Below are 23,385 nucleotides of genomic sequence, written 5' to 3' on the forward strand. Positions count from 1 at the left end.
TGAATACCAAGGTCTTTGGACGCCTGCGCATACGACACGCCGCGCTGCTTGATCAGCCGCACGGCCTCAAGCTTGAACTCCCGCGTAAACTGCCTTCTCTCCATGACGCACCTCCTGCTCCATAAAACACCTAACTTGGTGTCTTCGGAACCGGGTGCAGCTCAAATCGATTGTTCTAATAGAAGAGCCTGAGTGCTTCCTTTCACCAGGTTCCCAGTCTGCCTTCACCGATTTTCTACTCAAAGTCCTCTACTCTAAGAAGATCTGCGCGGTAGTCAGCAGCCATTCAGCTGAAATTATAACCCCCTTGCCTTCTGAATGCGTTCGCTTCTTCCGACGGGAACAGAAAGGAATTGCGTTACTCACCGAACGCCCATCGCCCATATTGCTGGAAACGATTGGCATTCGACAGCCGACAGACATTCTCGCCTTCGTCGAAGATGAAGCTGCAGCAAGGTTCTGCCGCCTCCTCGCGGAACGTTTTGCTCCATTCCTGTCGCGCCGCATGATCATCGTGCCAAAAAACGGAGACGGCGAGATCGTCAATCTGCTCAAGCAGATTGAAAACACGTACGGCACGTTATCCATCCTTGGCATTTTTGATGGAGATGCGGCCGGCAAAATCCCGGCGCAGATCGCCACGAAAGCTAGCTTCCTTCCGGGTGACAAGCCGGTTGAGAAATTGTTCAAGACTTTTGCTGAAGAAAATCAGAACGATCTGCAGACGGCAATTGGCTCTGGAGATATCAGAGAGGCGCTTTTTGCGCTCCAAGGCAGGGATCATCATGACTGGTTTGTCGAGCTGGCGAAGAGCTACGGGCTCGAGCCCGGGCAGATGTTTATGATCCTCTTCAGATTGTGGATGACAAGCGGAGATAATGAAGCCCTTGCCCGCAAGGCTTTTGAGAAAATCCAAAAGAGAATTGACCCGATGTTTAGGTGTGAGGACAGCCCAAGCGAAGAGGCAACAAGCAGAGCTCCGGCGAACGAGAAAATTGACATTTCTCCCGTTGCAGTAGCCGAGGCACCCCAAAAAAGCTGCGATTAGCGCCAGACGCGACAATAAGATCTCGGCTGGGTCTCATGCAGGCAAGGCAAACGGCCCCGACCGGCCCGCGGCGGACGATTTCGAGCAGCGCTTCTACGATGCGGGCTGCGACGACGCGGCGATCGCATTCCAGAAGGGGCGCATCATCGTCGACTTCGCTCGCGAGGCGAGATCAGTCAGCGAGGCCATCGTCACGGCGGTGCAGAACGTGCAGGCCGCTGGCGCCCGCGTCGATCGCGTGCTCGACCGGTCCGCGTGAGGCGGGGATCGTTAGAAACGCGATGGGCTGACGTTGAATCGAGTTGCCAACGGTGCTCTCTCCGTTCCCTCCCGCTTTGAGGGCTGGAAAGGGTGCCGCATGGGGAGTCTCTCCATCGCGCACCGGCCTCGGTCCATCGCCCAAAACGGGGACCTTCTCCTGGGCTACCCCTCTCCCTAGCCCTCCCCCACAAGGGGGGAGGGAACGCACCTTTGTCGGCGCGTTCGTCGAGACTCATTCCATCAGGTGTGGAAGGCGGATTGCTGTGCGGCTCGCCCCCCCCCCCGAAAATCAATGCTCCGCAGCACGATCCCGGGCGGCGTCCCCTCAAACTCCGTCGCCTGATACTTCCGTTCCGCGCAGGCTTCGATGCACTCGCGCAGGCGCACGAGCTGAGCTTCGCGCTCGGCGGGTCTGGCGCGCACGCCCGGCGCTAGCGCCCCGCGCGCGTTAACCGTCCATTAACCAACGCACCCTAGCCTAAACTAATCGTCCAGCCATCATTAGCCCGAAATGCCTTCCCGGCTCGCTCCAGGAGAAGCGCCGATGTGCGTTGCGTTGTTGACGTATGCCGATCTCAGTGCCCGCCTCAATATCTCGCGCGAGGCCGCTCGTTCGCTTGCCAGGCGACGCGGTTTGCCGCGCTCGCGTTCGGATGATGGGAAAGCCCTGGTGAGCGTTGATTTCTCCGAACTCCGGTACACGCCTCGCCCACGAATTGGCCGCCCGGCAGACCGCATCGATGTCTCCATGGCAAAGATCGAGGCCTTCAAGATCGAGGCATTCAAGGCGGAGGTCGCGCGGCTCGAAGCAGTCGCAGCCGGCTACCGGTCAGATCTCGAGCGCGAGCGCGAGTGCGCCGATCGCCTCGCCGTCGAGCTGACGCAGGCGGCTGCCGAGACGATGGCCGCCAATGCGTGGGCGGCACGACTGGAAGACGAAGTGGCGGCTCTGCGGACCGGTCGCCGGGCTGGCGGCGCGACCGCGGGACCAGCCGCGCTTCGATTGGGACATCTGGCGGCGGCCATCGTGGACGCAGACCGCGCGGCTTGCGGGTAGCACTCGATACTCATCCCACCCGGCCTGCCGGAGCAACCGCGAGGACAGAATGACTGGCACTACAGATATTCGCGAGATGAAGGCGCGCATTGTCGTATTCGGGGTTGGCGGCGCTGGCGGCAATGCCGTCAACAACATGATCACGGCCGGGCTGCAGGGGGTCGACTTCGTCGTCGCCAATACCGACGCGCAGGCGCTTGCCATGTCGAAGGCGACGCGCCTCATCCAGCTGGGCACACAGGTGACTGCGGGCCTTGGCGCCGGCTCGCAACCCGAATTGGGACGCGCCGCAGCCGAGGAGGCAATCGATACGATCCGCGAACATCTGACCAGCGCGCACATGGTGTTCGTGACTGCCGGCATGGGCGGCGGTACCGGCACCGGGGCTGCACCCATCATCGCCAGGACCGCGCGCGAGCTCGGCATCCTCACGATCGGCGTGGTCACCAAGCCATTCTACTTCGAGGGCCAGCGCCGCATGCGCTTTGCCGAAGCCGGCATCGAGGAATTGCTGAAGACAGTCGACACCCTGCTGATCATCCCGAACCAGAACCTGTTCCGGGTGGCCAGCGCGAAGACCACATTCGCCGATGCCTTTGCCCTTGCCGATCAGGTGCTCTATTCGGGCGTGGCCTGCATCAGCGACCTCATCGTCAAGGAAGGCCTGATCAATCTCGATTTTGCCGACGTTCTCTCCGTGATGCGAGAGAAGGGCAAGGCGATGATGGGACGGGGCGAAGCTTCCGGCGAGAAACGCGTGCTCGCCGCCGCCGTGGCCGCAATTTCCAATCCGTTGATCGAGAACCCCTCGATCAAGCGCGCCAGTGGCCTCATCATCTCCATCACCGGCGGCAGGGATCTCATGCTGTTCGAAGTCGACGAAGCTGCCACCCGCATTCGCGACGAGGCCGACCCGGACGCCAACATCATCGTCGGCGCGTCGTTTGACGAAAGCCTCGAGGGCATCGTCCGCGTCTCGGTGGTGGCGACGGGAATCGACAATCTCGATCCGACGCTGCAGACGCCGCCGGCGGAAACCTCACTCACGCAGCTCGCCGGCAAGCTGCGCAACGACAGCCGCCGCATCGCCGATCGCATCGAGCGCAGCGCACCGCTTCCGCAGGTGGAAAGCCCGCCGCGCCACCCCGCGGCCGGCCGACCCACGGGGCAACCGGCAAGGCCGGATCTGGAATATGCGCGCCAGGCAGCTCCTCAGCCGCTCGATCCCTACGGCCGCTCATCTCCACGCAACGCGACCGACGAAAGCATTCTCGATATCCCGGCCTTCCTGCGCCGCGCCGCCAACTGAGCTGGCCGCAAGAGCCGGAGTTACTTGCCTGGCGGACCAGCGAGCCTGACAACGGGTCGTCATCCCGGGGCGCAACCAACGGGTCCGCGCGAAGCGCGGCCCGGTGACAGACTCCGTCGCGAGCTACGATGCCGGGAATGGGCCGCTGCTAGGCGTCCAGGGCGCGATGAGATTGGGACGAATCGTCATCGCGCAATTTCATCGGCGAATTCCGAACGTCATGCATTCGAGCTTCTTGAGGTGCGCGGCGCGCCGATGATTCACGCTGCCGTGCTGCGCGGGCTCTCCGCTGTTTCCTTTTCCGGCTCCTTGTCGCGAGACAACCATGCCGGGAAGCGAAGCAGGCGATCGTTGTTGTCTTTTGGCGGTTCCACGGGCGGTACGATGGCCCCCTCATTGGCCGAACTCGGGATGTCCGGTGCAGCGTGGCCTATTCGCACCGCATCCGCGCGCTGATCCAGTTCGCGCACCAAGGGATCGATGACGTTGTCGATTTCGGCCGCCACCGATACCAGGAAGCTATTGAGCTCGCGGGCCTCGGGCACAACTGCCGCAGCCTGCTCGATCGCCTTGCAGAGACCATCGACAACAGGTGCAAATGCGCTCCCGGCCTGTTTGATTCGGGTTTTGATCGCTTCGATTTCGCCCAGGACGCGATCACGCTCCCGCCTGTTCTTCTCCTCCGAAAGGCGGGTTTCGATTTCGGCGATCTGAGCCGTCAGGGTCGCAGCCTCGGATGCAAGAGCATCGCGTCGTCCGCGCGCGCGATCGAGATCGCGACCGAGATTGTCCACTAAATCGTCCTTTCCGAACATGGCATTGCTCCGTAGGACAGCCGTTTTGGTCTGTATGAAGGCCTTGGCACGAACCGCGAGCCCGCCAAGCAGATGAAAGGCAGGATCGGCTGGCATCAACTTCGGTCGCGTCACATGGGCCGACATGGTGATCCCCCAATCCTTCACATTAGGCGACCGCATGGTTAACAGATGGTTAATATCAACAGCTGAGGCGGTAAAGGGGCCTGCGGATGCGATCGAAAATGCGCGAAGCCTGCACGCTCGCGGTGCGAACCGTCGCCCCCTATCCCCGAAAATCAATGCTCCGCAGCACGATCCCCGGCGGGGTGCCCTCGAACTCCGTCGCCTGATACTTCCGTTCGACGCAGGCTTCGATGCGCTCGCGCAGGCGGGTGAACTGCTCTTCGCGCTCGAAGGGCCGGGCGCGCGGGCCGCGCTCGAGGTCGTCCATCGCGGAGGTCGAGATCGCGCAGGCGATCTGCTTCGCGCCGTCCTGCATCGAGAACTGGACGATGCCCCGGTCCTGTTCGTGGCCGATGAAGCGGCTGCTGGTGAGCGTCATGGGGTACTCCTTGTGCCGATTGGTTCTGGTGCGCTCCCTCTCCCGCTTGCGGGGGAGGGTTGGGGTGGGGGTGTCTCCACAAGCGATAACCCCGATGAGGAGAGAGCCCTCACCCGCCGCGCGCGGGACGATGCTTCGCATCGCCCGGGGCGCGTCGACCTCTCCCGCAAGCGGGAGAGGTGCAGCGAGCCCGGGGCTTGCGGCTCGAGTCAATTATCGCCGTTCAGTCTTGCGAAATCGTCGAACAGCGCGGCCACCAGCGCGCGGTGGCGGGTGTCCTCAGTGGGCAGGCTCGCGGCATAGAGGTTGAGCAGATGGCGCGCCTTCACGGCGGCCTCCGGCCAGGACGCGGCGGGCACCGACATCATGCGGTTTTCGAGATCGGCCTCGCGCTCGCGCAGCTCCCTGACCTGGGCCTCGACGTCGGCCAGCGCGCGGCGCAGATCGGTCGCCTTCTGGGCGGCCATGCCGCGGTGGCTGTCGAGATCGACCGGGATGTCAGTCATTGGCGGCACTCGCGTCGATGCGTTGGGCATCCGCCAGATCGACCGAGCCGATCGACAGCATCTCCATCGCACCGCGCACGCCTTCGGCGGGCACCGTGATCATGGTGGCGACGCGGCGATAGGACGCGAACGACAGGCCCTCGATCATCTCCTCGTCGGTGACGACCTCATAGGCGCCGGCCGGCAACTCGCGCTCGACGCCGCGGATGTGGAATGGATGCTTGAAGGTGACGGTTTCTCGCCGCGAGCGGATGGTCATGCACACCTGCCTTTCACAAGAAGGGGCCCCAACCGACGCCAGCTGCCGCAAACATGCGCTCCTAGCGCGGCAATAGCCAGCATTATGTCAGCGCGGGCGGGCACTTAGGGCCGCATCGCGGCGCGCGTGCGCGGCGTTTTTGTCCTCGCCTTCGGCGTGGCGCAGGCGTACGCTCGTAAGCGTCAGCGCAACTCACGCAATTGCCGTGAGGTCGAGATTGCGCTGCATGTTTCGTGTGCGCGGCACCGCGTGTCTTTTCTCGTCGCCGCGTGCCTAGCGCATACGGCAGCGCCAATCTCGCAGTCGAACGAACCCAGCGAATTCGAGCCCCACAGGAGACGGACGTCATGGCCAAGGGACAGCAACGCAGCAATCGCGAGACCAAGAAGCCGAAGAAGGACAAAGTCAAAGCAACCGCCGCGGCACCGAGCCGCAAGGACGCCGCCTGGCAGCCGGAGATCGGTCAGGGGAAGAAGAAGTAGGGGCGATAGAGGCCGGGCGCCTCGTCCTTCGAGACGACCGCTACGCGGTCTCCTCAGGATGAGGCTTGGCTGCATCCGTCTGCGTTGAAATGCTGCCGCACACTCATCCCTCATCCTGAGGGCCCGCCGGAGGCGGGCGTCTCGAAGGATGGCTGCAGTTGAGCTTCCAGCCATATGTTTCTTCATATGCGATAGCCCTGCCCACAATGGGAGAGGGAGAAGCGACCGCTATCATCTCTTCTCCCCTACCCTTTTCCGCTATACTCGCCCGGGTAGCACCACCGGGAGGGCGTACCGTGGAGCACGACCGCACGACCGACCATCAATCCGAGCCGAAAAACCTCGTCATCTGCTGTGACGGCACCGGCAACGAGATCTCGGAGAACATCTCCAACGTCCTGAAGCTCTATCGCTGCCTGCGCAAGACCGACAAGACGTCGCCGCGGCAGATGGTGTTCTACGATCCAGGCGTCGGCACCGTGACGGAGCCGTCGACGTGGCACCGCTGGAAAGCCAACGTCAATCTGGTGCTGGGGCTCGCCACCGGCTACGGGCTCGATGACAATGTGCTGTCGGCCTATCGCTTCCTGGTCGAGCACTACGCGCCGGGCGACAAGATCTATCTGTTCGGCTTCTCGCGCGGCGCCTATACCGTGCGGGTGCTGGCGGGGCTGATCCACAAGATCGGCCTGATCTCGCCGGAGCAGGCGAACCTCGCAGGCTCCGGCCTCGTCGCCTACAAGCAATATTCCGGCACCGGGCGCGGCAACGACATCGAGGACCTCAAGGGTATCGATGTCGATGATCAGGGGCCGTTGCCGAAAGACGAATTCGACCTCGCCGCGCAATTCGCGCGGATCACCTCCACGCGCTGGCCGACCATCCATTTCATCGGCGTCTGGGACACGGTGGCGAGCGTGATCGTGCCGCGGCGCGACGTCTTCTTCCTTGTGTTCAGCCTGGAGGAGCTCGCCTTCACACTGCGCAATCCGAGCGTCAACATCTTCCGGCAGGCGATCGCGATCGACGAGCAGCGCTGCATGTTCCGCCTCAAGAAGCATGACGAGCCGCAGGAGTACTGGAGCCACCGTTACGTGCCCGACGAGAAGAAGGAGCCACAGGACATTTTGCAGGTGTGGTTCGCCGGCGTGCACTGCGATGTCGGCGGCGGTTATCCGGAGGCAGAGAGCGGCGAGTCCAAATATCCGCTGATCTGGATGATCGAAGAGGCGGCGAAGGCCGGGCTGAACTTCAACCCGCGCACCGTGAACCAGCTTGCCTGGGGCATCCAGCGCAAGCACTCACCGTTCCAGTATGTCGAGCCCGCCTACACCGGCAAGACCGGCGAGCTGCACAATTCGATGACCGCGCTCTGGCGCGTGCTGGAGTATCTGCCGAAGAGCGCGACCTACAAGGAATGGCCGGAGCGGAAAGTCTTTCTCGGCTTCTATATCCCCGATTGCGAACCGCGCCCCATCCCCGAAGGCGCGCATGTGCATGAGAGCGTGCTGAAGCGGATGGCGGTGGAGCCGGGATACCGGCCGGTGAACTTGCCGAAGGATTATGTGACCGTGCCGATGCCGGTGCCGCCGGGTGTGGGGGCGGCGGCGGAGTGAGGTGGGGCCTCGTCATACCCCACTACCGCCGCTTTCTCCATTCGCCGACACTTTTCATTAAAATTCTCACCCCCGCCTTAGCCGGATCGCATCAACTCCTCTGCATCATCTCCCAGACCACCCGCGCTATTCGCGGAAATTGGAGGAGAGTGCCAATGCATCCGCGCCGACATGCCCGCGTCAAACCCGCCGGCCTGGTGTCCCGCCAGGCCAAGATCATCACCGACCCGCGCGCGCCGGTCATCGTCTGCACGCTGATCGACTATTCGCCCGGCGGCGCCTGCGTCGATCTCGGCGGGCAGGTGAAGATTCCTGATCGGTTCGAGCTGCTGCACGTGAATACCAAGAAGCGCTGCCGCGTGGCGTGGAAGCGCGGCACGAAGGTGGGCGTGGTGTTCTGAGGCGAAGCCGCCCCACCTACTTCCGCATCCGCGCCTTCGCCCCCGCGACGATCTGCATCGCGACGCCTGCGATCCAGCCCAACAGGGCGAACCAGCTCCACGCGATGTGCGGATCGAGGCGGAGCACGATGATGGCGACCGAGGCGAATGCGGTCAGCGTGGCGCAGAGCGTGCCGGCGCCGCTCAACAGTTCCGCGGCGTCGATGTCGCCGTGGGCCTCGTCGAAGGGCAGCTGCGGCGTGTCGATGCCGAGATAGAAGCCGACGAAGCCCAGCACCATCATCAGCAGCAGGAATCCCTCCGTGGTGAGCGCGGGTATCACAGATCCCACATAGGCGCCGACGAACAGCCCGCACGCCGCCCCTGCCATCGCAAGACCCACGCGCTCGATGACGTGGGCAGCCTTCCGGACACGAAACCGCATGGCGGGCCTCCGTGACGAATTGGAGTGCGCGCGAGGTTAGGCCAGTTTTGCCTGACGTGGAAGGTGAGAGGGGTTACGGATGCGTGAGGTTAATTCCCTCTCCCCGCAAGCGGCAGGGCTATCGCATATGACGTCCTGGCGGAGGCTGAGCGAGCGCCTCGTCCTTCGAGACGACCGCTTTGCGGTCTCCTCAGGATGAGGCTGAGCGGCATCCTTGCCTGCCGAAAGTGCTACCGCGCACTCCGTCCTCATCCTGAGGGCCCGCCAAAGGCGGGCGTCTCGAAGGATGGGCGGCAGGTGAGGACATCACCTTGCGCCGAACGTGGTCTTGCCGAACAGCGCCTTCTGCGTCGAGGGCTGCGAGCGCCAGTATTGCGGGGGTGCCTCGACTTCGCCGCCGACGTCCGCTGCGGCGTGCCAGGCCCAGCGGGGATCGTAGAGCATGCCGCGGGCGAGCGCGACCATGTCGGCCTTGCCGGATGCGACGATCTCTTCGGCCTGCTTTCCATCGGTGATCAGGCCGACGGCGATGGTGGGCAATCCGGTCTCGCGCTTGATGGCCTCTGCGAACTGCACCTGGTAGCCGGGGCCGAGCGTGATCTTCTGCAGCGGCGAGACGCCGCCGGAGGAGGCATCGATCCAGTCGACGCCGCGCGCCTTCAGCGCGTTGGCGAATGCGATGGTCTGCGCCAGATCCCAGCCGCCCTCGACCCAGTCGGTCGAGGACACCCGCATGCCGACCGGCTTGTCGTGCGGGAACACCGCGCGCACCGCATCGTAAACCTCCAACGGGAAGCGCATGCGGTTTTGCAAGCTACCGCCGTATTCGTCGGTGCGCTTGTTCGAGATCGGCGACAGAAACTGATGCAGGAGATAGCCGTGCGCGCCGTGCAGCTCGATCGCGTCGATGCCGATGCGATCCGCGCGTTTCGCGGACTCGACGAAAGCGTCGCGGATGCGCTTGAGGCCTGCGGTGTCGAGCGCGAGCGGCGCGGCCTCGCCTTCCTTGTGCGGCAGCGCGGACGGCGCCACGGCCTGCCAGCCGCCTTCGCTCAGCGGAATCAGCTGGCCGCCGTCCCAGGGCCGTGCGCTCGAGGCTTTCCGGCCCGCATGCGCGAGCTGCATCGCGACCGCCGTGGAGGAATGTTTGCGCACCGAGCTGAGGATCTGTTTCAGCGCGGCCTCGGCGGCGTCACTGTAGAGCCCGAGGCAGCCGGGCGTGATGCGGCCGATCGCCTCGACATGAGTCGCCTCGATGCAGAACATCGCCGCGCCCGACAGGCTGAGATTGTTGATGTGAGTGAAGTGCCAGTCATTGGCGACGCCGTCGTCGGCCGAATACTGGCACATCGGCGACACCACGATGCGGTTCTTCAGCGTCAGGCCGCGCAGCTTGATCGGGGAAAACAGGGCGCTCATGCGGGGGGAGTTCCGGAGGATGGAGGGGCGATGGTGGGGGCGACAGAGGGAGTGTAGTGATGGAAACGCGGATTGCCAGCCGCGCGGGGGGAATGGCGGCCCGTAACGTCATGCATTGCGGGAGCGCGCCGGGCCGCCCTACTCCACCAGCGCGAACTGCAACAGCAGCGTGCGCTGGAGCAGCGAGAAATTGTCGTCCGACACCAGCGTCAGCACGGTCTCGCCGTCGGCGCTGACGTGGGCGTCGATGCCTTCCATGTTGTCGATCTCGTGGCCGAGATCGGCCTTGAACAGCACGGGGCCGTCGACCACGGCGCCCGGCGCGATCGACTTCAGGGGGATCGCGCGGATACGGATATCGATGCCGGTGAACCAGGAGAATTTGCGCTCGAGGATCAGGAGATCGCCCGAGGGCAGCAGCACGGCGTCGCTGATGAACTGCTGGTCGGTGCGGCGAATGCTGAACTGGCCCGGCGTGGGGCCGCCGATCAAAAATCCGATCAGATTGCCGTCGGCATCGAAGCCGCCCTCCGACAGCGCGATCAAGCTGCCGGCGAGCGGCTGCCCTTTGGGGACAAACACCAGCGCCTCGAGCCCCTTGTTGTAGGGCAGCTTGCGCACCGCCGGCGGCGCCTGCAGCACCTCGCCGCGGGCGCGGATGCCGCCCTTCGAAAAATCGAAACGCATGATCTGGTTGACGCGCTCGAGCCCGACATAGACCAACGAGCCGTCACGCGCGAGCGACTCGGTATCGTACCACAGGCGCTTCTCGGTGATCGGCCGTCCCTCCGCATTCAGCACCGGCGCGGCCTCGACGTCGTCGAGACCCGTCATGCTCCGTCCCGAATAGCGGATCGCGCCGGTGAACCAGGTGCCCTGGTCGGAGATCGCGAGAAAGCGCTCGCCCTTGGTATCGAGGAAGCGAAAGCCGGAGAGGCCACCGAATCCGCGATGCGGCGAGGTCAGCACAAGGCCGCTGCGATACTCAAGCGAACCGAAGCGCGTGCGTGAACCGTCGCGCGGTGCGAAATTCGGAATCGGTCGCGCGTTCACCTCGATGCGGACGGGCGCGGCGACGGCGTGCTCGATCAGCGAAGTGCGCGGCGGCGGCTCGGTCGCAGGCTGCGCCTGCGCCAGGCGAGAAAGTGCGAGAGTGGAAAATCCCGCCGCCGCGTGGCCGATAAAGCTGCGGCGGGATCGATGGTTGCTCACGAATGCAATTTGCGTCGCGGGCGGTTGGCCGGTTGCGTGGGTGCGGTGTTGGTCTCGCTGAAGAGTTCGGCGAGTTTTTCAGTGATGGCACCGCCGAGCTCTTCGGCATCCACGATTGTCACCGCGCGGCGATAATAGCGCGTGACGTCATGGCCGATACCGATCGCGATCAGCTCGACCGGCGAGCGGGTCTCGATCTCCTCGATGATGTGGCGCAGATGCCGCTCGAGGTAGTTGCCGGGATTGACCGACAGCGTGGAATCGTCGACCGGCGCGCCGTCCGAGATCATCATCAGGATCTTGCGCTGCTCGGGCCGCCCGAGCAGGCGCTTGTGCGCCCAGTCCAGCGCCTCGCCGTCGATGTTCTCCTTCAGCAGCCCCTCGCGCATCATCAGGCCGAGATTCTTCCGCGCACGGCGCCAGGGCGCATCTGCCGATTTGTAGATGATGTGACGGAGATCGTTGAGACGGCCGGGATTGGCCGGCTTGCCGGCGGCAAGCCACGCCTCGCGCGATTGCCCGCCCTTCCAGGCGCGGGTGGTGAAGCCGAGAATCTCGACCTTGACGCCGCAACGCTCCAGCGTGCGGGCGAGGATGTCGGCGCAGGTCGCCGCGACCGTGATCGGGCGGCCGCGCATCGAGCCGGAATTGTCGAGCAGCAGCGTCACCACGGTGTCGCGGAAGGTCGCCTCCTTCTCGTGCATGAAGGACAGCGGGTGATAGGGATCGGTCACCACGCGCGACAGGCGCGCGGGATCCAGAATGCCCTCTTCGAGATCGAACTCCCAGGCGCGGTTCTGCTGCGCCATCAGCCGGCGCTGCAGGCGGTTGGCGAGACGGGCGACGATGCCCTGCAGATGCGCGAGCTGCTTGTCGAGATAGGCGCGCAGGCGCTCCAGCTCGTCATGGTCGCAGAGGTCTTCAGCGGCGATGATCTCGTCGAATTTCGGCGCGAAGGCGTGATATTCCGGCCCGCGCGGCTCGTTCTTCCCGTGCGAGTTCGGACGCGTCGCCTCGCCCGGCGTCTCGTCGTCGCCGAGCTCGCCGTCGTCGAAGGTGTCGGAGGTCGAGGCCTGCGCACTTTCCATCGCGCTCTCGCTCATATCTTCCGAGCTGGCCTGCGCCTGGTCGGCGCTCATCTCCTGCGCGGCGTCGGAATCGGGCGAGCCCTCGGCGCCGGACTGGTCGTTGTCGCCGTCCTGATTGTCCTCGTTGTCGTCGTTGTCTTCACTGTCGGCGTTGCGCTCGTCGCCGATCTCGAGCGCGGTCAACAGATCATGCACGGCATCGCCGAACCTGGTCTGGTCCTCGACCAGGATATCGAGCCGGTCGAGCCGCTTGCCGATCTTGTCTTCGAGAATGGGACGCCAGAGGTCGACGACCTTCCTGGCAGCCGTCGGCGGCGCCATGCCGGTCAGGCGCTCGCGCACCAGCATCGCCAGCGCGTCCGCAAGCGGTGCGTCGGCGCGGTCCGTGATCTCGTCGAACTTGCCGCGATGGAAATGGTCGTCGAGCATCGCGGTGAGGTTTTTGGCAACGCCCGCCATGCGGCGCGCGCCGATCGCCTCGACGCGGGCCTGCTCAACCGCTTCGAACACGCCGCGCGCCTGCGGATTGCCGGGCATCAGCTTGCGATGCAGTTTTGGATCGTGACAGGCGAGCTTGAGCGCGATGGAATCGGCGTGGCCGCGCACGATGGCGGCATCACGCTTGGTCATTTTTCGCGCGGGCTCAGGCAGCCGCGCCTTGCCCGGCGCGAGCCCGGGACGCTCCGCAGCAAAGCTGACATCGAGTTCGGGCGCCTTGGCGATCGCCTTCAGGCAGGAGGCCACCGAGCGCTTGAACGGCTCGGTCGGCGCTTCCTTGGTGTTGCGGAATTTGGAGTTGGACGTCGTCATCTCACCCTATCCGTCGTCCCGGCGAAAGCCGGGACCCATAACCACCGGCCGTTGTCGGGCAGGGAAAACTATCGGCGTCGCTTCAATCGAGAGACCTCGCGGTATGGGTCCCGACTCCATGTGCGCGATTGCGCACCAGGCCGGGACGACATCTCGAGATATCAGCTGAGCGCCACGTTGACCGCCGATTCCGGCAGCTCCGCGTTGAAGCAGCGCTGGTAGAACTCGGCGACCAGCGGACGCTCGAGTTCGTCGCACTTGTTGAGGAAGGTGACCCGGAACGCAAATCCGATATCGCCAAAAATGTCGGCGTTCTCAGCCCAGGTGATCACCGTGCGCGGGCTCATCACCGTCGACAGATCGCCATTGGCGAAGGCGTTACGGGAGAGATCGGCAAGGCGCACCATCTTGTTGACGATGTCGCGTCCCTCCGGGGTGCGATAATGCTTGGCCTTCGCCAGCACGATCTCCACTTCCTCGTCATGGCTGAGATAGTTCAGCGTGGTGACGATCGACCAGCGGTCCATCTGGCCCTGGTTGATCTGCTGGGTACCGTGATAGAGGCCCGAGGTGTCGCCGAGGCCGACGGTGTTCGCGGTCGAGAACATGCGGAACGCAGGGTGCGGCTTGATCACCTTGTTCTGGTCGAGCAGCGTCAGGCGGCCGGAGACTTCCAGCACGCGCTGGATTACGAACATCACGTCCGGGCGTCCGGCGTCATATTCGTCGAACACCAGCGCGATGTTGTGCTGGAGCGCCCAGGGCAGGATGCCGTCGCGGAATTCGGTGACCTGCTTGCCGTCGCGGACCACGATCGAGTCCTTGCCGACGAGATCGATTCGGCTGATGTGGCTGTCGAGGTTGACGCGCACGCAGGGCCAGTTCAGCCGCGCAGCGACCTGCTCGATATGGGTAGATTTGCCGGTGCCGTGATAGCCGGTCACCATGACGCGGCGGTTCCGGGAAAAGCCGGCGAGAATGGCGAGCGTGGTGGCGCGGTCGAAACGGTAGTCGGAATCAACTTCGGGTACATGAGGATCGACCTCGGAATAGGCCGGCACTTCGAGATCGGTGTCGATCCCAAAGACCTGGCGCACCGACACCTTCATGTCGGGCAGACCGGAAACTTCCTCAACTTTGGACAGGGCGGCGGTCGTCATCAATCCTCCGAGGCCCCGGGCGGTCCCGAGACCAGTTATTTGCACGTTGGCTGCGGCTGGGTGCGGTCGCGAACCTATCAGAGACAACGTGCGGGCAGAAGCCCGCCCCCCAATCAAAGTTCCGTTGTCTTTTCATTTAGATAGGCAAGGAACGCAGATTTTGGAGGGCTGCCTTGCGAATCACGCCTGAAATTCGTGCGGGATGCGCGGCCCTGCGTACCTGGGTGGCACTTTTACCGCCGCTTGTTACTTATGTAGGGTCTTAACCCCACAGCCCAACCCCACCACAGAGACGATGTGACGTCCTTCCTCGATCCCCTCATTTCATTCGTCTCGGCCCATGCATGGCTGGCCTATCTGACCCTGTTCCTGGCGGCCCTGCTGGAGGCGGTTCCGGTGGTCGGCTCGGTGATCCCCGGCTCGACCATCATCCTGGCGCTGAGCGCGCTGGTTCCGGGCGGCGAGCTGAAGCTGCAATGGGTGTTGCTGGCGGCGGCAATTGGCGCTGTGCTCGGCGACGGGTCGGCCTACTGGATCGGGCACCGGCAGCAGCGCGAGATTCTCAACACCTGGCCGCTGACCAACTATCCCCGCGTGATCGAGCAGAGCGAAAACTTCTTCCGCCGCTTCGGCGCCTGGGCCGTGTTCTTGGCCCGCTTCGTGCCACCGATCCGGGCCTTTGTGCCGGTCACCGCCGGCGCGCTGGGCATGCCCCCGGCCCGCTTCTACGCCATCAACATCCCGGCGATCCTGGTCTGGGCGCCCGCGCATGTGCTGCCGGGTGTTTTGGCGGTGTCGGCTCTGCACGAATATGCCGGGCTGCCGCATCATGATCATCTCGGCAAACACATCTGGATTCTCAGTGTGGTCGGCGGAGCGATCATTCTGGGACTGACGATCTGGTTTTACCGTCGCCGCCACGGAGCCGTCGTCGCGGAAGCAAAGCCGCGGGCTTAGACCTCAGCGTACCAGTTGGGGAAGCTTCTACAACGGCGGCCATCGTCGCTGTTTGCCGAACATCACTCGACCTGTCAGCGTCATCGCCCGGCCTCGAGCGGAGATCGAACGAACATCACCGTTGGATAGAGCCCGAAAATCAATCTCATAAGCACCCCGCGACGGCTCGCGTTGCCGCAAATGCTGACCTGACCCTTTCGGGATCGGCGCTAGCGTAAGAGGATTGCTTCGGGCGGCACCGCGACCGAGCCAAGCGGCACATCCAATGAATAGATGAACCCACCGGGGTCGTAGGCAAGTTGCACCCGACCGGTCAGCTGTTGGCCGAGAGACTCCATCATTCGGGTGCCGAAGCTTCGCCGGGTTGGAGGCTCCACGGCCGGACCGCCTCTTTCCATCCAGACCAGGCGGAGTCTCTGCTTCAGCTCGTCTATCGTCCACGTAATTTCGACGCGGCCCGCAGGAACCGACAACGCCCCGAACTTGGTGGTGTTGGTGCACAGCTCGTTGACGGTCATCGCGAGCGCGATGACCGCTGCGGATGTAATCCTGATGTCCGGTCCGTTGAAATGAAAGCGTCGATCGCCCTGGCCGTCATAGGGCTCCGTCGCGCTGCTCAGCGTGTGAGTAAGGCTGGCATCCGCCCAACTGACCTGCATCAGCAGGTCGTGCGCTCGTCCCAATGCCGTCAGCCTTCCCTCCATTGCCTTCTGTCCGTGCTCTATGCTGGGGGCTGCGCGGAAGCTCTGGGACGCGATCGCGCTGACCATCGCCAGCGTATTCTTGACGCGATGATGAAGCTCCCCGAGGATCAGCTTCTGCAATTTGTCAGCGGCTTGCCGCTGCTCGGCGTCGATCCCGGCCTGGATAAGGAGGGCCTGCGCGTCAATCCCGGCCTGTTCAAGCAGCAGGCGAAGGCTGTCGTTCTCCGCGGAAAGGACGGCATCCTGCGCGTGGTGGGGCGCGGAATCAGCCGCCGCCGGGGCGCGAAGCGCCTGATCCGCCGGCCAGTCGGTTGGTCCCGGAACAATCCTGAGCGCCCCCGCACCGACCATCTTCTGCAACTCGGCAATCATCTGCTCAACGCCAAGCGGTTTGCCGAAGAAGCGGCTATTCTCCGGCCTTTCCGCGTCAGATGGCTTCACTTGACCTGAAACCAGTATGATCTTGATCGAGGGCCAGCGCTCGTGCACCGCATGCGCGAGTTTCAAGCCGTCGATGCTTCCGGGCATCTGGATGTCCGTAAATAGCAGCGAGATGTCCGAGCGGGACTCGAGAATCGATATCGCCTCGTCGGCGTTGACGGCCTCGACAGGATGAAAGCCGGCATCCTCCACGATGTCGACGGCGCGCATGCGCAGGACCATTTCGTCCTCGACGACAAGCACATTCGGCACCGAACCTGGATCTGCTGACATGGATGGCCTCACACTTTCGAAGGAGCGGATGGATCGGTCCGGAGAATGTTTCGCGAATAGCGGAAGGGGCTTGCCCGGCCTCTCGGCGGCTCGACGCGGTCGTGATGACTGGGTCTTTCGCACGAGACGACAAGCATTCGCGGCTTCCGCCAGCGCGTCATCTTCGATGAACGGATGAAGCGAATCCGGCCTATCGGCGGGCGGTCACAAGACGAGCTTCCACGATTTTTCCGCCCGCGCCCCTGTCTTGCAAACAAGAGGCGGAGAAATCGGGCCAGATCTGTGTGGAGCAATTCGAAGCTGCGGCCCGGACTTCAAGCCGGTCACTCTTGGCCATCGCGATGACCTCACTCGATTGCACCTGGGGGGTGAAACCCGGTAGGGCAATAACCAAAGCTCCGAGGAGCGAGAACATCGCCGTCGCCGAAAGTAATCTAAACATTTTGGGCTGCTGACTTTTTGGATCTTCGGTCCCGCCACTTTCGGGGACCACATTGGCAACAACCATAACGGAAGATGGTTCCACGAGAACAACTTGTATTTGTTCCGGCTCTCGGCCCCTTGTGTTGGCAACTCCCGACGCGAGTAAGTCTTCAGGCTATGACCGCGCCTAACGCGTCCGGTTGTTGGCAGAAATAGAGAGATCCTGAGCGCCCCAAGTGCTGGCGTGTTTCCGAGTGGCGCGAACCACGCTGAAAGAGGCGGTGGCCTATCCATTTCGTCACCGCGAAACGAATTAGATGGACTTCAGAACTCAACAGGCGCCCAGTTCCGCCATCGCCGCGTTGCCTTATGGCTCATATCGGCGACTGAGAGTCCGGTAATGCTCCCGCCCAACGCTTAAAGGAGCGGCTATGACCTGGCTTGTCAACAAATCGCCAACACTGCGTGAACGTCTTGCTGATGAACACAAGCGCATCGAAGCGGCGATGTCTCTTCTCGCACCCGGATTGAAACGCAACAAGCTTTTGGAGAAGCTTCGTCAGCTTGATGTCGCCGCACAAACCAACGAATGGCTTTCATCTCCCAACCTGCGCGCACCGCTCTAAACATGAACAAGGCCGTTGCAGTTGGCAGCCGGTTTTAGGGCCCTCACCTGAGCCCTCGTCATCCTGATCCGCGTCGTCGATAGGACATCCCAGGTTGCGCAACGTCTTGGCGCTGACTTGAGAAGTTGAGCCGGGCTCTCCACGATTTTATCCACAAGCGGCAACCCGCCTGATTTGCTTCAGCGAGTGAACTTTCACACCGCTCGTCCCGACCTATTTACATCCGGGATTTTGTTAGTTCCTTCCGGGGAAGAGATTCAGCGCCGCCGGCGATCGTTTCAACGCCCGGCGGCGCTGCATTTACCAGCACCTCCAGCTTGATCTTCAAGGCCTGTTTGCCCTCCATGCGCGCGCGGCGTTCGTCATCTTTCATGGCGTTCCTCGCATCGCTTATGACTGGCACGGCACTCCTTAGCTCTTGAACACGGTAGCAGTCCCTCTCCGCCCCGGCGCCGGGCCCACATAGCGGGCCCGCGGGCGGATCAGCTTGCCGTGCTGCAATTGCTCGCTCGCATGCGCGATCCATCCGACGCTGCGGGCCATTGCGAATAGCGCGAGCTCGCTGCCTACAGGCAGGCGCAGTGCGTGCACGAGCACCGCGAGCGCGTAGTCGATGTTGACGAGCTCGCCGGTCGCCTCCGCGATGCGCTCCGGCACCTCCTTGGTGAATTTGCGCGGTGCGCCGGCGCGGGCCAGGGCATTCAGGAGCGACTGCGCGCGCCGATCGCCCCGCTTGTAGACGCCGTGACCGAAGCCGGCAAAGCGTTCGCCGAGCGCGACGCGTTCGCGGACCATTGGCTCGACGTCACGATCCACCAGCGCCTTGACGAGCTGCGAGGCGAGCACGCCGGCGCCGCCGTGCTTCGGCCCCTTCAGCGCGGCGAGGCCGGCGATGACGGAGTCATAAAGATTGAGGCCGGTCGAGGCCGCGCAGCGCGCGGTGAAGGTGGACGCGTTCAATTCATGCTCGGCGAGCAGAACCAGCGCGCGGCGGATGAGATCAGCCGCGTGCTTGCTGTCGGGCGCCCAGGCCCTGGCGATCTGCTGGTGCAACGGCTCGGCCGACGGCTCCGTATTGAGCATGGTCGCGACCAGGAGCCGGACGATGCGCGCACCGACCATCGCACGTCCGTCATGTGCACGGGTGAAGGCGCGGGGATCGGCGCTCGATGCGAGCGCCAGCACCGCGATGGCGCGATCAATCGGCGCGGCGCGGCGCGCGGCCTGCGCGATCAGGCGCATCTCATCGGATACTGCTGGAAAATTGTCAGGTGCAAAGGGATCGACGCCGGAGACGTCCCATAGAAGCGTCGCGGTGTGCTCCAGCGTGTCGTTCTCGGCGAGATCGACGCAATTGACGCCGCGATAGATCGCGCCGTCCTCGGTGATGGTGGATATCTCCGTATCCATGACCGGCAAATCGGCGTCGAAGCTGCGCAGGCCGCGCGGCTCGGGCGATGGCACCCGGCGCTCCTTCAGCGCCCGGACGTCCTCGGCGCGATAGCGATTCTTGCGCGAGTCCGGCGTCGGCTCGGAGCGGACCAGGCCGCGGCTGACATAGGCGTAGAGCGTGGCCGGCGAGATCGCGAGTTCGGCAGCGGCCTCCCGGGCCGAGAGATAGAGCTCCTCAGAATTTTTCATATTGATTTATATAATCAAGATTGATCAATCTGTCGAGAGGCCCGACCTTTCGCTGCGTAGCAAAACGGAGATTGGGCCATGAACATCCACCTCACCAAGAGTCAGATCGGGCTGGACGGCGTTCCCGCGGCTGAGACCGTGCTGAGCCATGTCGACGGCGAGCGCGGCGAGTTGATCATCGCAGGCGAGCATGTCGGCCGACTGGCGAGCCAGTCGAGCTTTGAGGGTGTTACCGCCCGGCTTTGGAACGGCGCCAGCCAGACCACGCTGAGCGAAGCCAATGTGCGGGCGAACCTGGGTGCCGCACGCGAACGCGCTTTCGCGCGTTTGGCCGACCTGCTGCCGGCGACAAGCGGCATGGGCATCCTCGACGGGTTTCGCGCGGCGGTCGCGGGACTTCGCGCGGAGCACGGGCTGGAGCACGAGGCGACCATCGTCGGCGCATTTCCGGTGATCGCAGGTGCGCTGGTCCGGCGCGCCAAAGGTCTCGATCCGGTCGCGCCCGATCCGAGCGTGAGCCACGCCGCCGATACGCTCCGCATGCTGCACGAGTGCGCACCGGCGACGCGCGAGGTCACGGCGTTAGACGCCTATCTCGTCACGGTCTGCGATCACGGCATGAATGCCTCGACCTTCACCGCGCGCGTGGTGGCCTCGACGCAAGCCGATCTGTTCGCCGCCGTCACCGCCGGCTATTGCGCGCTCACCGGCCCGCTGCATGGCGGCGCGCCGGAGCCGGTGCTGGAAATGCTCGACGCGATCGGTTCGCGCGAGCGCATCCAGACCTGGGTCGATGCGGCGCTGGCACGCGGCGAGCGGATGATGGGTTTTGGTCACCGCGTCTATCGCGTGCGCGATCCCCGCGCCGACGTGCTCAAGACCGCGATCGAGGCGCTCGCCTCGGACGGCGCCGGCCTGCCGTTTGCCGGCGAGGTCGAGGCCTATATCCGTAGCGCGCTGCGCAAGAAGAATCCGGACCGGCCGCTGGAAACCAATGTCGAGTTCTTCACCGCGATCCTGCTCGATGCGCTGGCGGTTCCAAGACAGGCTTTTACGCCGATCTTCGCGGTGGCCCGCGCAGCCGGCTGGACCGCCCATGCGCGTGAGCAGCAGCGGACGGGGCGGTTGATCCGGCCGAGTTCGTCGTATGTGGGGGCGATGCCGAACGAGTAGGGAATGCGTGGCCCGGAGCGGCGAGACGGGTGAGGGTTGTCTCGACATCCTCATCTCTCTTGCAGTTGAATTCGCCGAGAGAAACCCCTCATCGGGCGCTTCGCGCCACCTTCTCCCGTTAGCCACCTTCTCCCGCAAGGGAAGAAGGGAAGAAGGCGAGTGCGGGGCCTACGCCTCGCGCACCACGGTCTTCAGATAATTATACGCCTTGATGATCTCGATCAGTCGATCCTCTGTGGAGCGGTCGCCGCCGTTGGCATCGGGGTGGTGCTGCTTCACCAGCGACTTGTACTTGGACTTGACGTCGGCGAGCGAAGAGTCGGGGCCGAGGCCCATCACCTGGAGCGCCTTGCGCTCGGCGTTCATGATCTTGCGCGTCTCGGCCTTGGGCGCGGCCTGCGGGCCGGCGCGCCAGCCGGAGCGGCCGTTGAGCTCCTGGAACATGCTGAACGGATCGAAGGCGCCGTCGATCTCGGCCTCCGCGCCTTTCTTGACGCCGCCATTGGCGCCCATCTTCCAGGTCGGACGGTGGCCGGTCAGCGCATCTTTCTGATAACGCGCGACCGCATCGGCATTCATGCCGGAGAAGAAATTGTAGTTCTGATTGTACTCGCGCACGTGGTTCAGGCAGAAGTGCCAGTATTCACGCTGGTTGTCGCGACCCTTGGGCGCACGATGGGCGCCCTTGTTCTGACACCCGGTCCATTCGCAGTTGGCCACGGCGTCGCGCGGCTTCACTTCCGGCTGCTTGCCTTTCGGCTTGACCCGGATGGAGTCGAAGAACTTTGATGAATCGATCGGCATGACTGACTTTGACTACGCAATGCAAAAACCTTCAAGTCTTGACATTGCAATTAGCTGAAAACACATAGCCAAAGCTCGGCTTCGGCGTTCTCAAGAACGGTCGCCAGAGGCGGCCTGCGCAAATAACGGAGAGCGATCTCGCACCTTAATGGCACATCCATGGCTATGACAGATACTATCAGCAACAAGTTGCAGGAAGCTTTCACGCCGGAAAGCCTGCAGGTCGTCGACGAGTCACATTTGCATGAGGGCCACGCCGGCCATCGGCCGAGCGGCGAGACGCACTTCCGCGTTTATATCGTGTCTCAAGCCTTCAAAGGGAAGGGCCGCGTCGATCGTCACCGCATGATAAATGCGGCGCTGGCCGCGGAACTCTCCGGCAGCGTGCACGCGCTGGCCATCCACGCGCAGGCGCCGGGGGAAGGCGGGACTTAGCTCGCCAATTCGAGCAGCAGACGGCGCCATTTCTCCTCATCCTGAGGAGCGCGCATTTGCGCGTCTCGAAGGATGCAGGCCCCCGCTGCGGCATCCTGGCCTGCATGGTTGGAGACGCGCCTTGCGGCGCTCCTCACCATGAGGGGGCAACAGGGTCACGCGAATCCTAAAACGACGTCCCGGCCCTTCTCGGCTTCGCCTCGTCCACCTCCGACTCGCGCGGCACCGGTGAAATACGGAGCGCGGTGATGCGGTTGCGTTCGCGGCGGAGGACGCGGAAGCGGAAGCCGTGGAAGGTGAAACTCTGGCCGCGGTCGGGGATCGAGCGCGCCTCGTGAATGACGAGGCCGGCAACCGTGGTCGCCTCTTCGTCGGGCAGATGCCAGTCCAGGGCGCGGTTGAGGTCGCGGATCGGCACCGAGCCGTCGACGACGACCGAGCCGTCCGGCTGGGCGCGCACGCCCGCAACCACGACGTCATGCTCGTCGGAGATGTCGCCGACGATCTCTTCCAGAATGTCTTCCAGCGTCACAAGACCTTCAACTTCGCCGTACTCGTCGACGACCAGCGCGAAATGGGTCTTGCGGCGGCGGAACGCCTTGAGCTGCTCCGACACCGGCCGCATCTCCGGCACGAACCAGGGCGGCAGCGCGATGGTGGAGACGTCGATGCGCGAGGTGTCGCCGTCCGAGGCGCGGATCGCGCGCAACAGATCCTTGGCGTGGAGCACGCCGATGATGTTTTCCGACTTCTCGCGCCACAGCGGGATGCGGGTGTATTCGGTCGCCAGCACCTCGCGCACCAGCTCTTCCGGCGGCAGATCGGCGTTGATCATCATCATCTCGGTACGATGGATCATGACGTCGGAAACCTGAAGCTCGCGCAGATCGAGCAGGCCGCCGAGCATGTCGCGATCCTGCTTCTCGACCTTGCCCTCGTGATGCAACAGGTCGACCGCGCCGCGCAGGCGTTCGGTCGGCGACAGGATCGCCTGGTGCTCGCCGGCGAGGCCAAACATGCGCATCAACAGACGCACGATGACTTCCACGATTCTGAGCAGCGGCCCCAGCACGTACATCGTCATCCGCATCGGGCGCGCCACCGCAAGCGCCATGCGGTCGGGCGCGTTGATGGCGATGGTCTTCGGCAGCACCTCGGCGAAGATCACCACCAGCACGGTCATCACGCCGGTCGCATAGAGCACGCCGACATCGCCGAACCAGGACGTGAAGATGCTGGTGGCAAGGGCGGATGCACTGATATTGGCGATGTTGTTGCCGAGCAGCAGCGCGCCGATCAGGCGCTCGCGCATGGCGAGCAGTCGCGAGACCACGTCGGCGTCGCGGTTGCCCTGCTTGGAGAGCCGCAACATGCTGGCGCGCGAGGCGCCGATCAGCGCGGTCTCGCTCGCGGCAAAGAAGCCCGAGACGAGCAGGCAGAGGACGACGATGGTGAATCCGAGCCAGTCCATGAACCACTCTGGTTTCTTGTTTTGAC

Annotated in this window: 25 protein-coding genes and 1 pseudogene; 10 read left to right on the forward strand and 16 right to left on the reverse strand. The window is 63.8% G+C overall.

From position 1 onward, the window contains the following. Positions 1–104, reverse strand: a 104-nt coding sequence (locus IVA74_RS03985; RefSeq protein WP_247340152.1) for a transposase, incomplete at its 3' end; no start/stop codon positions are given. A gap of 50 nt (positions 105–154) precedes the next feature. On the opposite strand from IVA74_RS03985, the gene IVA74_RS03990 reads away from it, so the two are divergent. Then, a complete protein-coding gene (locus tag IVA74_RS03990) occupies positions 155–1,048 on the forward strand; it encodes a hypothetical protein (protein WP_247340062.1) in 894 nt (297 codons plus the stop codon). A gap of 501 nt (positions 1,049–1,549) precedes the next feature. Here IVA74_RS03990 and IVA74_RS03995 read toward each other — a convergent pair. Further along, positions 1,550–1,735: pseudogene (locus IVA74_RS03995) on the reverse strand (hypothetical protein); the annotation flags it as partial. A gap of 322 nt (positions 1,736–2,057) precedes the next feature. Here IVA74_RS03995 and IVA74_RS04000 point away from each other — a divergent pair. Next, positions 2,058–2,366 (forward strand): hypothetical protein, encoded by a 309-nt coding sequence (locus tag IVA74_RS04000; RefSeq protein WP_247340063.1) that lies wholly within the window; start codon positions 2,058–2,060, stop codon positions 2,364–2,366. A gap of 49 nt (positions 2,367–2,415) precedes the next feature. Next, the gene (ftsZ, locus tag IVA74_RS04005) at positions 2,416–3,675 is read left to right on the forward strand and encodes a cell division protein FtsZ (RefSeq protein WP_247340065.1); all 1,260 of its coding nucleotides are present in this window, start codon (positions 2,416–2,418) and stop codon (positions 3,673–3,675) included. A gap of 260 nt (positions 3,676–3,935) precedes the next feature. Here ftsZ and IVA74_RS04010 read toward each other — a convergent pair whose 3' ends face one another. From IVA74_RS04010 to IVA74_RS04025, 4 genes are all read right to left on the reverse strand, one after another. Next, entirely contained in the window at positions 3,936–4,616 is a 681-nt protein-coding gene (locus tag IVA74_RS04010) for a hypothetical protein (protein ID WP_247340067.1), read from the reverse strand. Positions 4,617–4,755: 139 nt separating this feature from the next. Beyond that, complete coding sequence (locus tag IVA74_RS04015; protein WP_247340069.1) at positions 4,756–5,034, reverse strand: DUF1488 family protein; 279 nt, start codon at positions 5,032–5,034, stop codon at positions 4,756–4,758. Positions 5,035–5,243: 209 nt separating this feature from the next. Continuing rightward, positions 5,244–5,540 (reverse strand): hypothetical protein, encoded by a 297-nt coding sequence (locus IVA74_RS04020; RefSeq protein ID WP_247340071.1) that lies wholly within the window; start codon positions 5,538–5,540, stop codon positions 5,244–5,246. Beyond that, positions 5,533–5,799, reverse strand: coding sequence for a hypothetical protein (locus IVA74_RS04025; RefSeq protein ID WP_247340073.1), 267 nt, complete (start codon positions 5,797–5,799; stop codon positions 5,533–5,535). The genes IVA74_RS04020 and IVA74_RS04025 overlap by 8 nt, the downstream gene beginning before the upstream one ends. Positions 5,800–6,146: 347 nt before the next feature. Between IVA74_RS04025 and IVA74_RS40915 the strand changes: the two genes are divergently transcribed. From IVA74_RS40915 to IVA74_RS04035, 3 genes are all read left to right on the forward strand, one after another. Next, positions 6,147–6,281 carry a hypothetical protein gene (locus tag IVA74_RS40915; RefSeq protein ID WP_256467629.1) on the forward strand — a complete coding sequence of 45 codons (135 nt, stop codon included), beginning with the start codon at positions 6,147–6,149 and terminating at the stop codon, positions 6,279–6,281. A gap of 296 nt (positions 6,282–6,577) precedes the next feature. Then, positions 6,578–7,897 carry a DUF2235 domain-containing protein gene (locus IVA74_RS04030; protein ID WP_247340076.1) on the forward strand — a complete coding sequence of 440 codons (1,320 nt, stop codon included), beginning with the start codon at positions 6,578–6,580 and terminating at the stop codon, positions 7,895–7,897. A gap of 155 nt (positions 7,898–8,052) precedes the next feature. Beyond that, complete coding sequence (locus IVA74_RS04035; RefSeq protein WP_027535908.1) at positions 8,053–8,298, forward strand: PilZ domain-containing protein; 246 nt, start codon at positions 8,053–8,055, stop codon at positions 8,296–8,298. A 16-nt stretch (positions 8,299–8,314) separates the two neighbouring features. Here the strand turns inward: IVA74_RS04035 and IVA74_RS04040 are convergent, their stop codons facing one another. The 5 genes from IVA74_RS04040 to cobS form a co-directional block, all read right to left on the reverse strand. Next, a complete protein-coding gene (locus tag IVA74_RS04040; RefSeq protein ID WP_247340078.1) occupies positions 8,315–8,722 on the reverse strand; it encodes a hypothetical protein in 408 nt (135 codons plus the stop codon). Positions 8,723–9,028: 306 nt separating this feature from the next. Then, on the reverse strand, positions 9,029–10,141 hold the full coding sequence (locus IVA74_RS04045) for an NADH:flavin oxidoreductase/NADH oxidase (RefSeq protein ID WP_247340080.1): 1,113 nt from the start codon (positions 10,139–10,141) through the stop codon (positions 9,029–9,031). Between the two features lie 138 nt (positions 10,142–10,279). Then, complete coding sequence (locus IVA74_RS04050; RefSeq protein ID WP_247340082.1) at positions 10,280–11,353, reverse strand: esterase-like activity of phytase family protein; 1,074 nt, start codon at positions 11,351–11,353, stop codon at positions 10,280–10,282. After that, the gene (cobT, locus tag IVA74_RS04055; RefSeq protein ID WP_247340083.1) at positions 11,350–13,251 is read right to left on the reverse strand and encodes a cobaltochelatase subunit CobT; all 1,902 of its coding nucleotides are present in this window, start codon (positions 13,249–13,251) and stop codon (positions 11,350–11,352) included. Before cobT ends, IVA74_RS04050 begins: the two co-directional genes overlap by 4 nt. 161 nt (positions 13,252–13,412) lie before the next feature. Then, positions 13,413–14,411 carry a cobaltochelatase subunit CobS gene (gene cobS, locus IVA74_RS04060; RefSeq protein WP_247340084.1) on the reverse strand — a complete coding sequence of 333 codons (999 nt, stop codon included), beginning with the start codon at positions 14,409–14,411 and terminating at the stop codon, positions 13,413–13,415. A gap of 297 nt (positions 14,412–14,708) precedes the next feature. Between cobS and IVA74_RS04065 the strand changes: the two genes are divergently transcribed. Continuing rightward, entirely contained in the window at positions 14,709–15,368 is a 660-nt protein-coding gene (locus tag IVA74_RS04065) for a DedA family protein (RefSeq protein ID WP_247340085.1), read from the forward strand. A gap of 209 nt (positions 15,369–15,577) precedes the next feature. On the opposite strand, the gene IVA74_RS04070 is transcribed toward IVA74_RS04065, so the two are convergent. Beyond that, entirely contained in the window at positions 15,578–16,786 is a 1,209-nt protein-coding gene (locus tag IVA74_RS04070; RefSeq protein WP_247340086.1) for an HWE histidine kinase domain-containing protein, read from the reverse strand. 854 nt (positions 16,787–17,640) lie between these two features. On the opposite strand from IVA74_RS04070, the gene IVA74_RS04075 reads away from it, so the two are divergent. Continuing rightward, entirely contained in the window at positions 17,641–17,835 is a 195-nt protein-coding gene (locus tag IVA74_RS04075; RefSeq protein WP_247340087.1) for a hypothetical protein, read from the forward strand. 217 nt (positions 17,836–18,052) lie between these two features. Here the strand turns inward: IVA74_RS04075 and IVA74_RS04080 are convergent, their stop codons facing one another. Both IVA74_RS04080 and IVA74_RS04085 read right to left on the reverse strand, forming a co-directional pair. After that, positions 18,053–18,208, reverse strand: coding sequence for a hypothetical protein (locus tag IVA74_RS04080; RefSeq protein WP_247340091.1), 156 nt, complete (start codon positions 18,206–18,208; stop codon positions 18,053–18,055). Between the two features lie 38 nt (positions 18,209–18,246). Then, positions 18,247–19,476, reverse strand: a complete 1,230-nt coding sequence (locus IVA74_RS04085; RefSeq protein WP_247340096.1) for a citrate synthase family protein — start codon at positions 19,474–19,476, stop codon at positions 18,247–18,249. A 78-nt stretch (positions 19,477–19,554) separates the two neighbouring features. Here IVA74_RS04085 and IVA74_RS04090 point away from each other — a divergent pair, with 78 nt between their 5' ends. Then, positions 19,555–20,649 carry a citrate synthase/methylcitrate synthase gene (locus IVA74_RS04090; RefSeq protein WP_247340097.1) on the forward strand — a complete coding sequence of 365 codons (1,095 nt, stop codon included), beginning with the start codon at positions 19,555–19,557 and terminating at the stop codon, positions 20,647–20,649. A 168-nt stretch (positions 20,650–20,817) separates the two neighbouring features. On the opposite strand, the gene IVA74_RS04095 is transcribed toward IVA74_RS04090, so the two are convergent. Then, a complete protein-coding gene (locus IVA74_RS04095) occupies positions 20,818–21,453 on the reverse strand; it encodes a DnaJ domain-containing protein (RefSeq protein WP_247340098.1) in 636 nt (211 codons plus the stop codon). A 159-nt stretch (positions 21,454–21,612) separates the two neighbouring features. Here IVA74_RS04095 and IVA74_RS04100 point away from each other — a divergent pair, with 159 nt between their 5' ends. After that, complete coding sequence (locus IVA74_RS04100; protein ID WP_247340101.1) at positions 21,613–21,888, forward strand: BolA family protein; 276 nt, start codon at positions 21,613–21,615, stop codon at positions 21,886–21,888. Positions 21,889–22,054: 166 nt separating this feature from the next. On the opposite strand, the gene IVA74_RS04105 is transcribed toward IVA74_RS04100, so the two are convergent. Further along, a complete protein-coding gene (locus IVA74_RS04105) occupies positions 22,055–23,359 on the reverse strand; it encodes an HlyC/CorC family transporter (RefSeq protein WP_247340102.1) in 1,305 nt (434 codons plus the stop codon). Between the last annotated feature and the right edge of the window lie 26 nt (positions 23,360–23,385).

Source organism: Bradyrhizobium sp. 132 (assembly GCF_023074185.1).
In the GTDB taxonomy this organism is placed as follows: Bacteria; Pseudomonadota; Alphaproteobacteria; order Rhizobiales; family Xanthobacteraceae; genus Bradyrhizobium.

What these genes read in the sequence shown, in the direction of transcription:
- IVA74_RS04000 (WP_247340063.1), top strand. Translation starts at nt 2,058, where the DNA reads ATGGCAAAGATCGAGGCCTTCAAGATCGAGGCATTCAAGGCGGAGGTC.
- ftsZ (WP_247340065.1), top strand. Translation starts at nt 2,416, where the DNA reads ATGACTGGCACTACAGATATTCGCGAGATGAAGGCGCGCATTGTCGTA.
- IVA74_RS04010 (WP_247340067.1), bottom strand. Translation starts at nt 4,616, where the DNA reads ATGTCGGCCCATGTGACGCGACCGAAGTTGATGCCAGCCGATCCTGCC.
- IVA74_RS04015 (WP_247340069.1), bottom strand. Translation starts at nt 5,034, where the DNA reads ATGACGCTCACCAGCAGCCGCTTCATCGGCCACGAACAGGACCGGGGC.
- IVA74_RS04020 (WP_247340071.1), bottom strand. Translation starts at nt 5,540, where the DNA reads ATGACTGACATCCCGGTCGATCTCGACAGCCACCGCGGCATGGCCGCC.
- IVA74_RS04025 (WP_247340073.1), bottom strand. Translation starts at nt 5,799, where the DNA reads ATGACCATCCGCTCGCGGCGAGAAACCGTCACCTTCAAGCATCCATTC.
- IVA74_RS40915 (WP_256467629.1), top strand. Translation starts at nt 6,147, where the DNA reads ATGGCCAAGGGACAGCAACGCAGCAATCGCGAGACCAAGAAGCCGAAG.
- IVA74_RS04035 (WP_027535908.1), top strand. Translation starts at nt 8,053, where the DNA reads ATGCATCCGCGCCGACATGCCCGCGTCAAACCCGCCGGCCTGGTGTCC.
- IVA74_RS04040 (WP_247340078.1), bottom strand. Translation starts at nt 8,722, where the DNA reads ATGCGGTTTCGTGTCCGGAAGGCTGCCCACGTCATCGAGCGCGTGGGT.
- IVA74_RS04045 (WP_247340080.1), bottom strand. Translation starts at nt 10,141, where the DNA reads ATGAGCGCCCTGTTTTCCCCGATCAAGCTGCGCGGCCTGACGCTGAAG.
- cobT (WP_247340083.1), bottom strand. Translation starts at nt 13,251, where the DNA reads ATGACGACGTCCAACTCCAAATTCCGCAACACCAAGGAAGCGCCGACC.
- cobS (WP_247340084.1), bottom strand. Translation starts at nt 14,411, where the DNA reads ATGACGACCGCCGCCCTGTCCAAAGTTGAGGAAGTTTCCGGTCTGCCC.
- IVA74_RS04070 (WP_247340086.1), bottom strand. Translation starts at nt 16,786, where the DNA reads ATGTCAGCAGATCCAGGTTCGGTGCCGAATGTGCTTGTCGTCGAGGAC.
- IVA74_RS04075 (WP_247340087.1), top strand. Translation starts at nt 17,641, where the DNA reads ATGACCTGGCTTGTCAACAAATCGCCAACACTGCGTGAACGTCTTGCT.
- IVA74_RS04080 (WP_247340091.1), bottom strand. Translation starts at nt 18,208, where the DNA reads ATGAAAGATGACGAACGCCGCGCGCGCATGGAGGGCAAACAGGCCTTG.
- IVA74_RS04085 (WP_247340096.1), bottom strand. Translation starts at nt 19,476, where the DNA reads ATGAAAAATTCTGAGGAGCTCTATCTCTCGGCCCGGGAGGCCGCTGCC.
- IVA74_RS04090 (WP_247340097.1), top strand. Translation starts at nt 19,555, where the DNA reads ATGAACATCCACCTCACCAAGAGTCAGATCGGGCTGGACGGCGTTCCC.
- IVA74_RS04095 (WP_247340098.1), bottom strand. Translation starts at nt 21,453, where the DNA reads ATGCCGATCGATTCATCAAAGTTCTTCGACTCCATCCGGGTCAAGCCG.
- IVA74_RS04100 (WP_247340101.1), top strand. Translation starts at nt 21,613, where the DNA reads ATGGCTATGACAGATACTATCAGCAACAAGTTGCAGGAAGCTTTCACG.
- IVA74_RS04105 (WP_247340102.1), bottom strand. Translation starts at nt 23,359, where the DNA reads ATGGACTGGCTCGGATTCACCATCGTCGTCCTCTGCCTGCTCGTCTCG.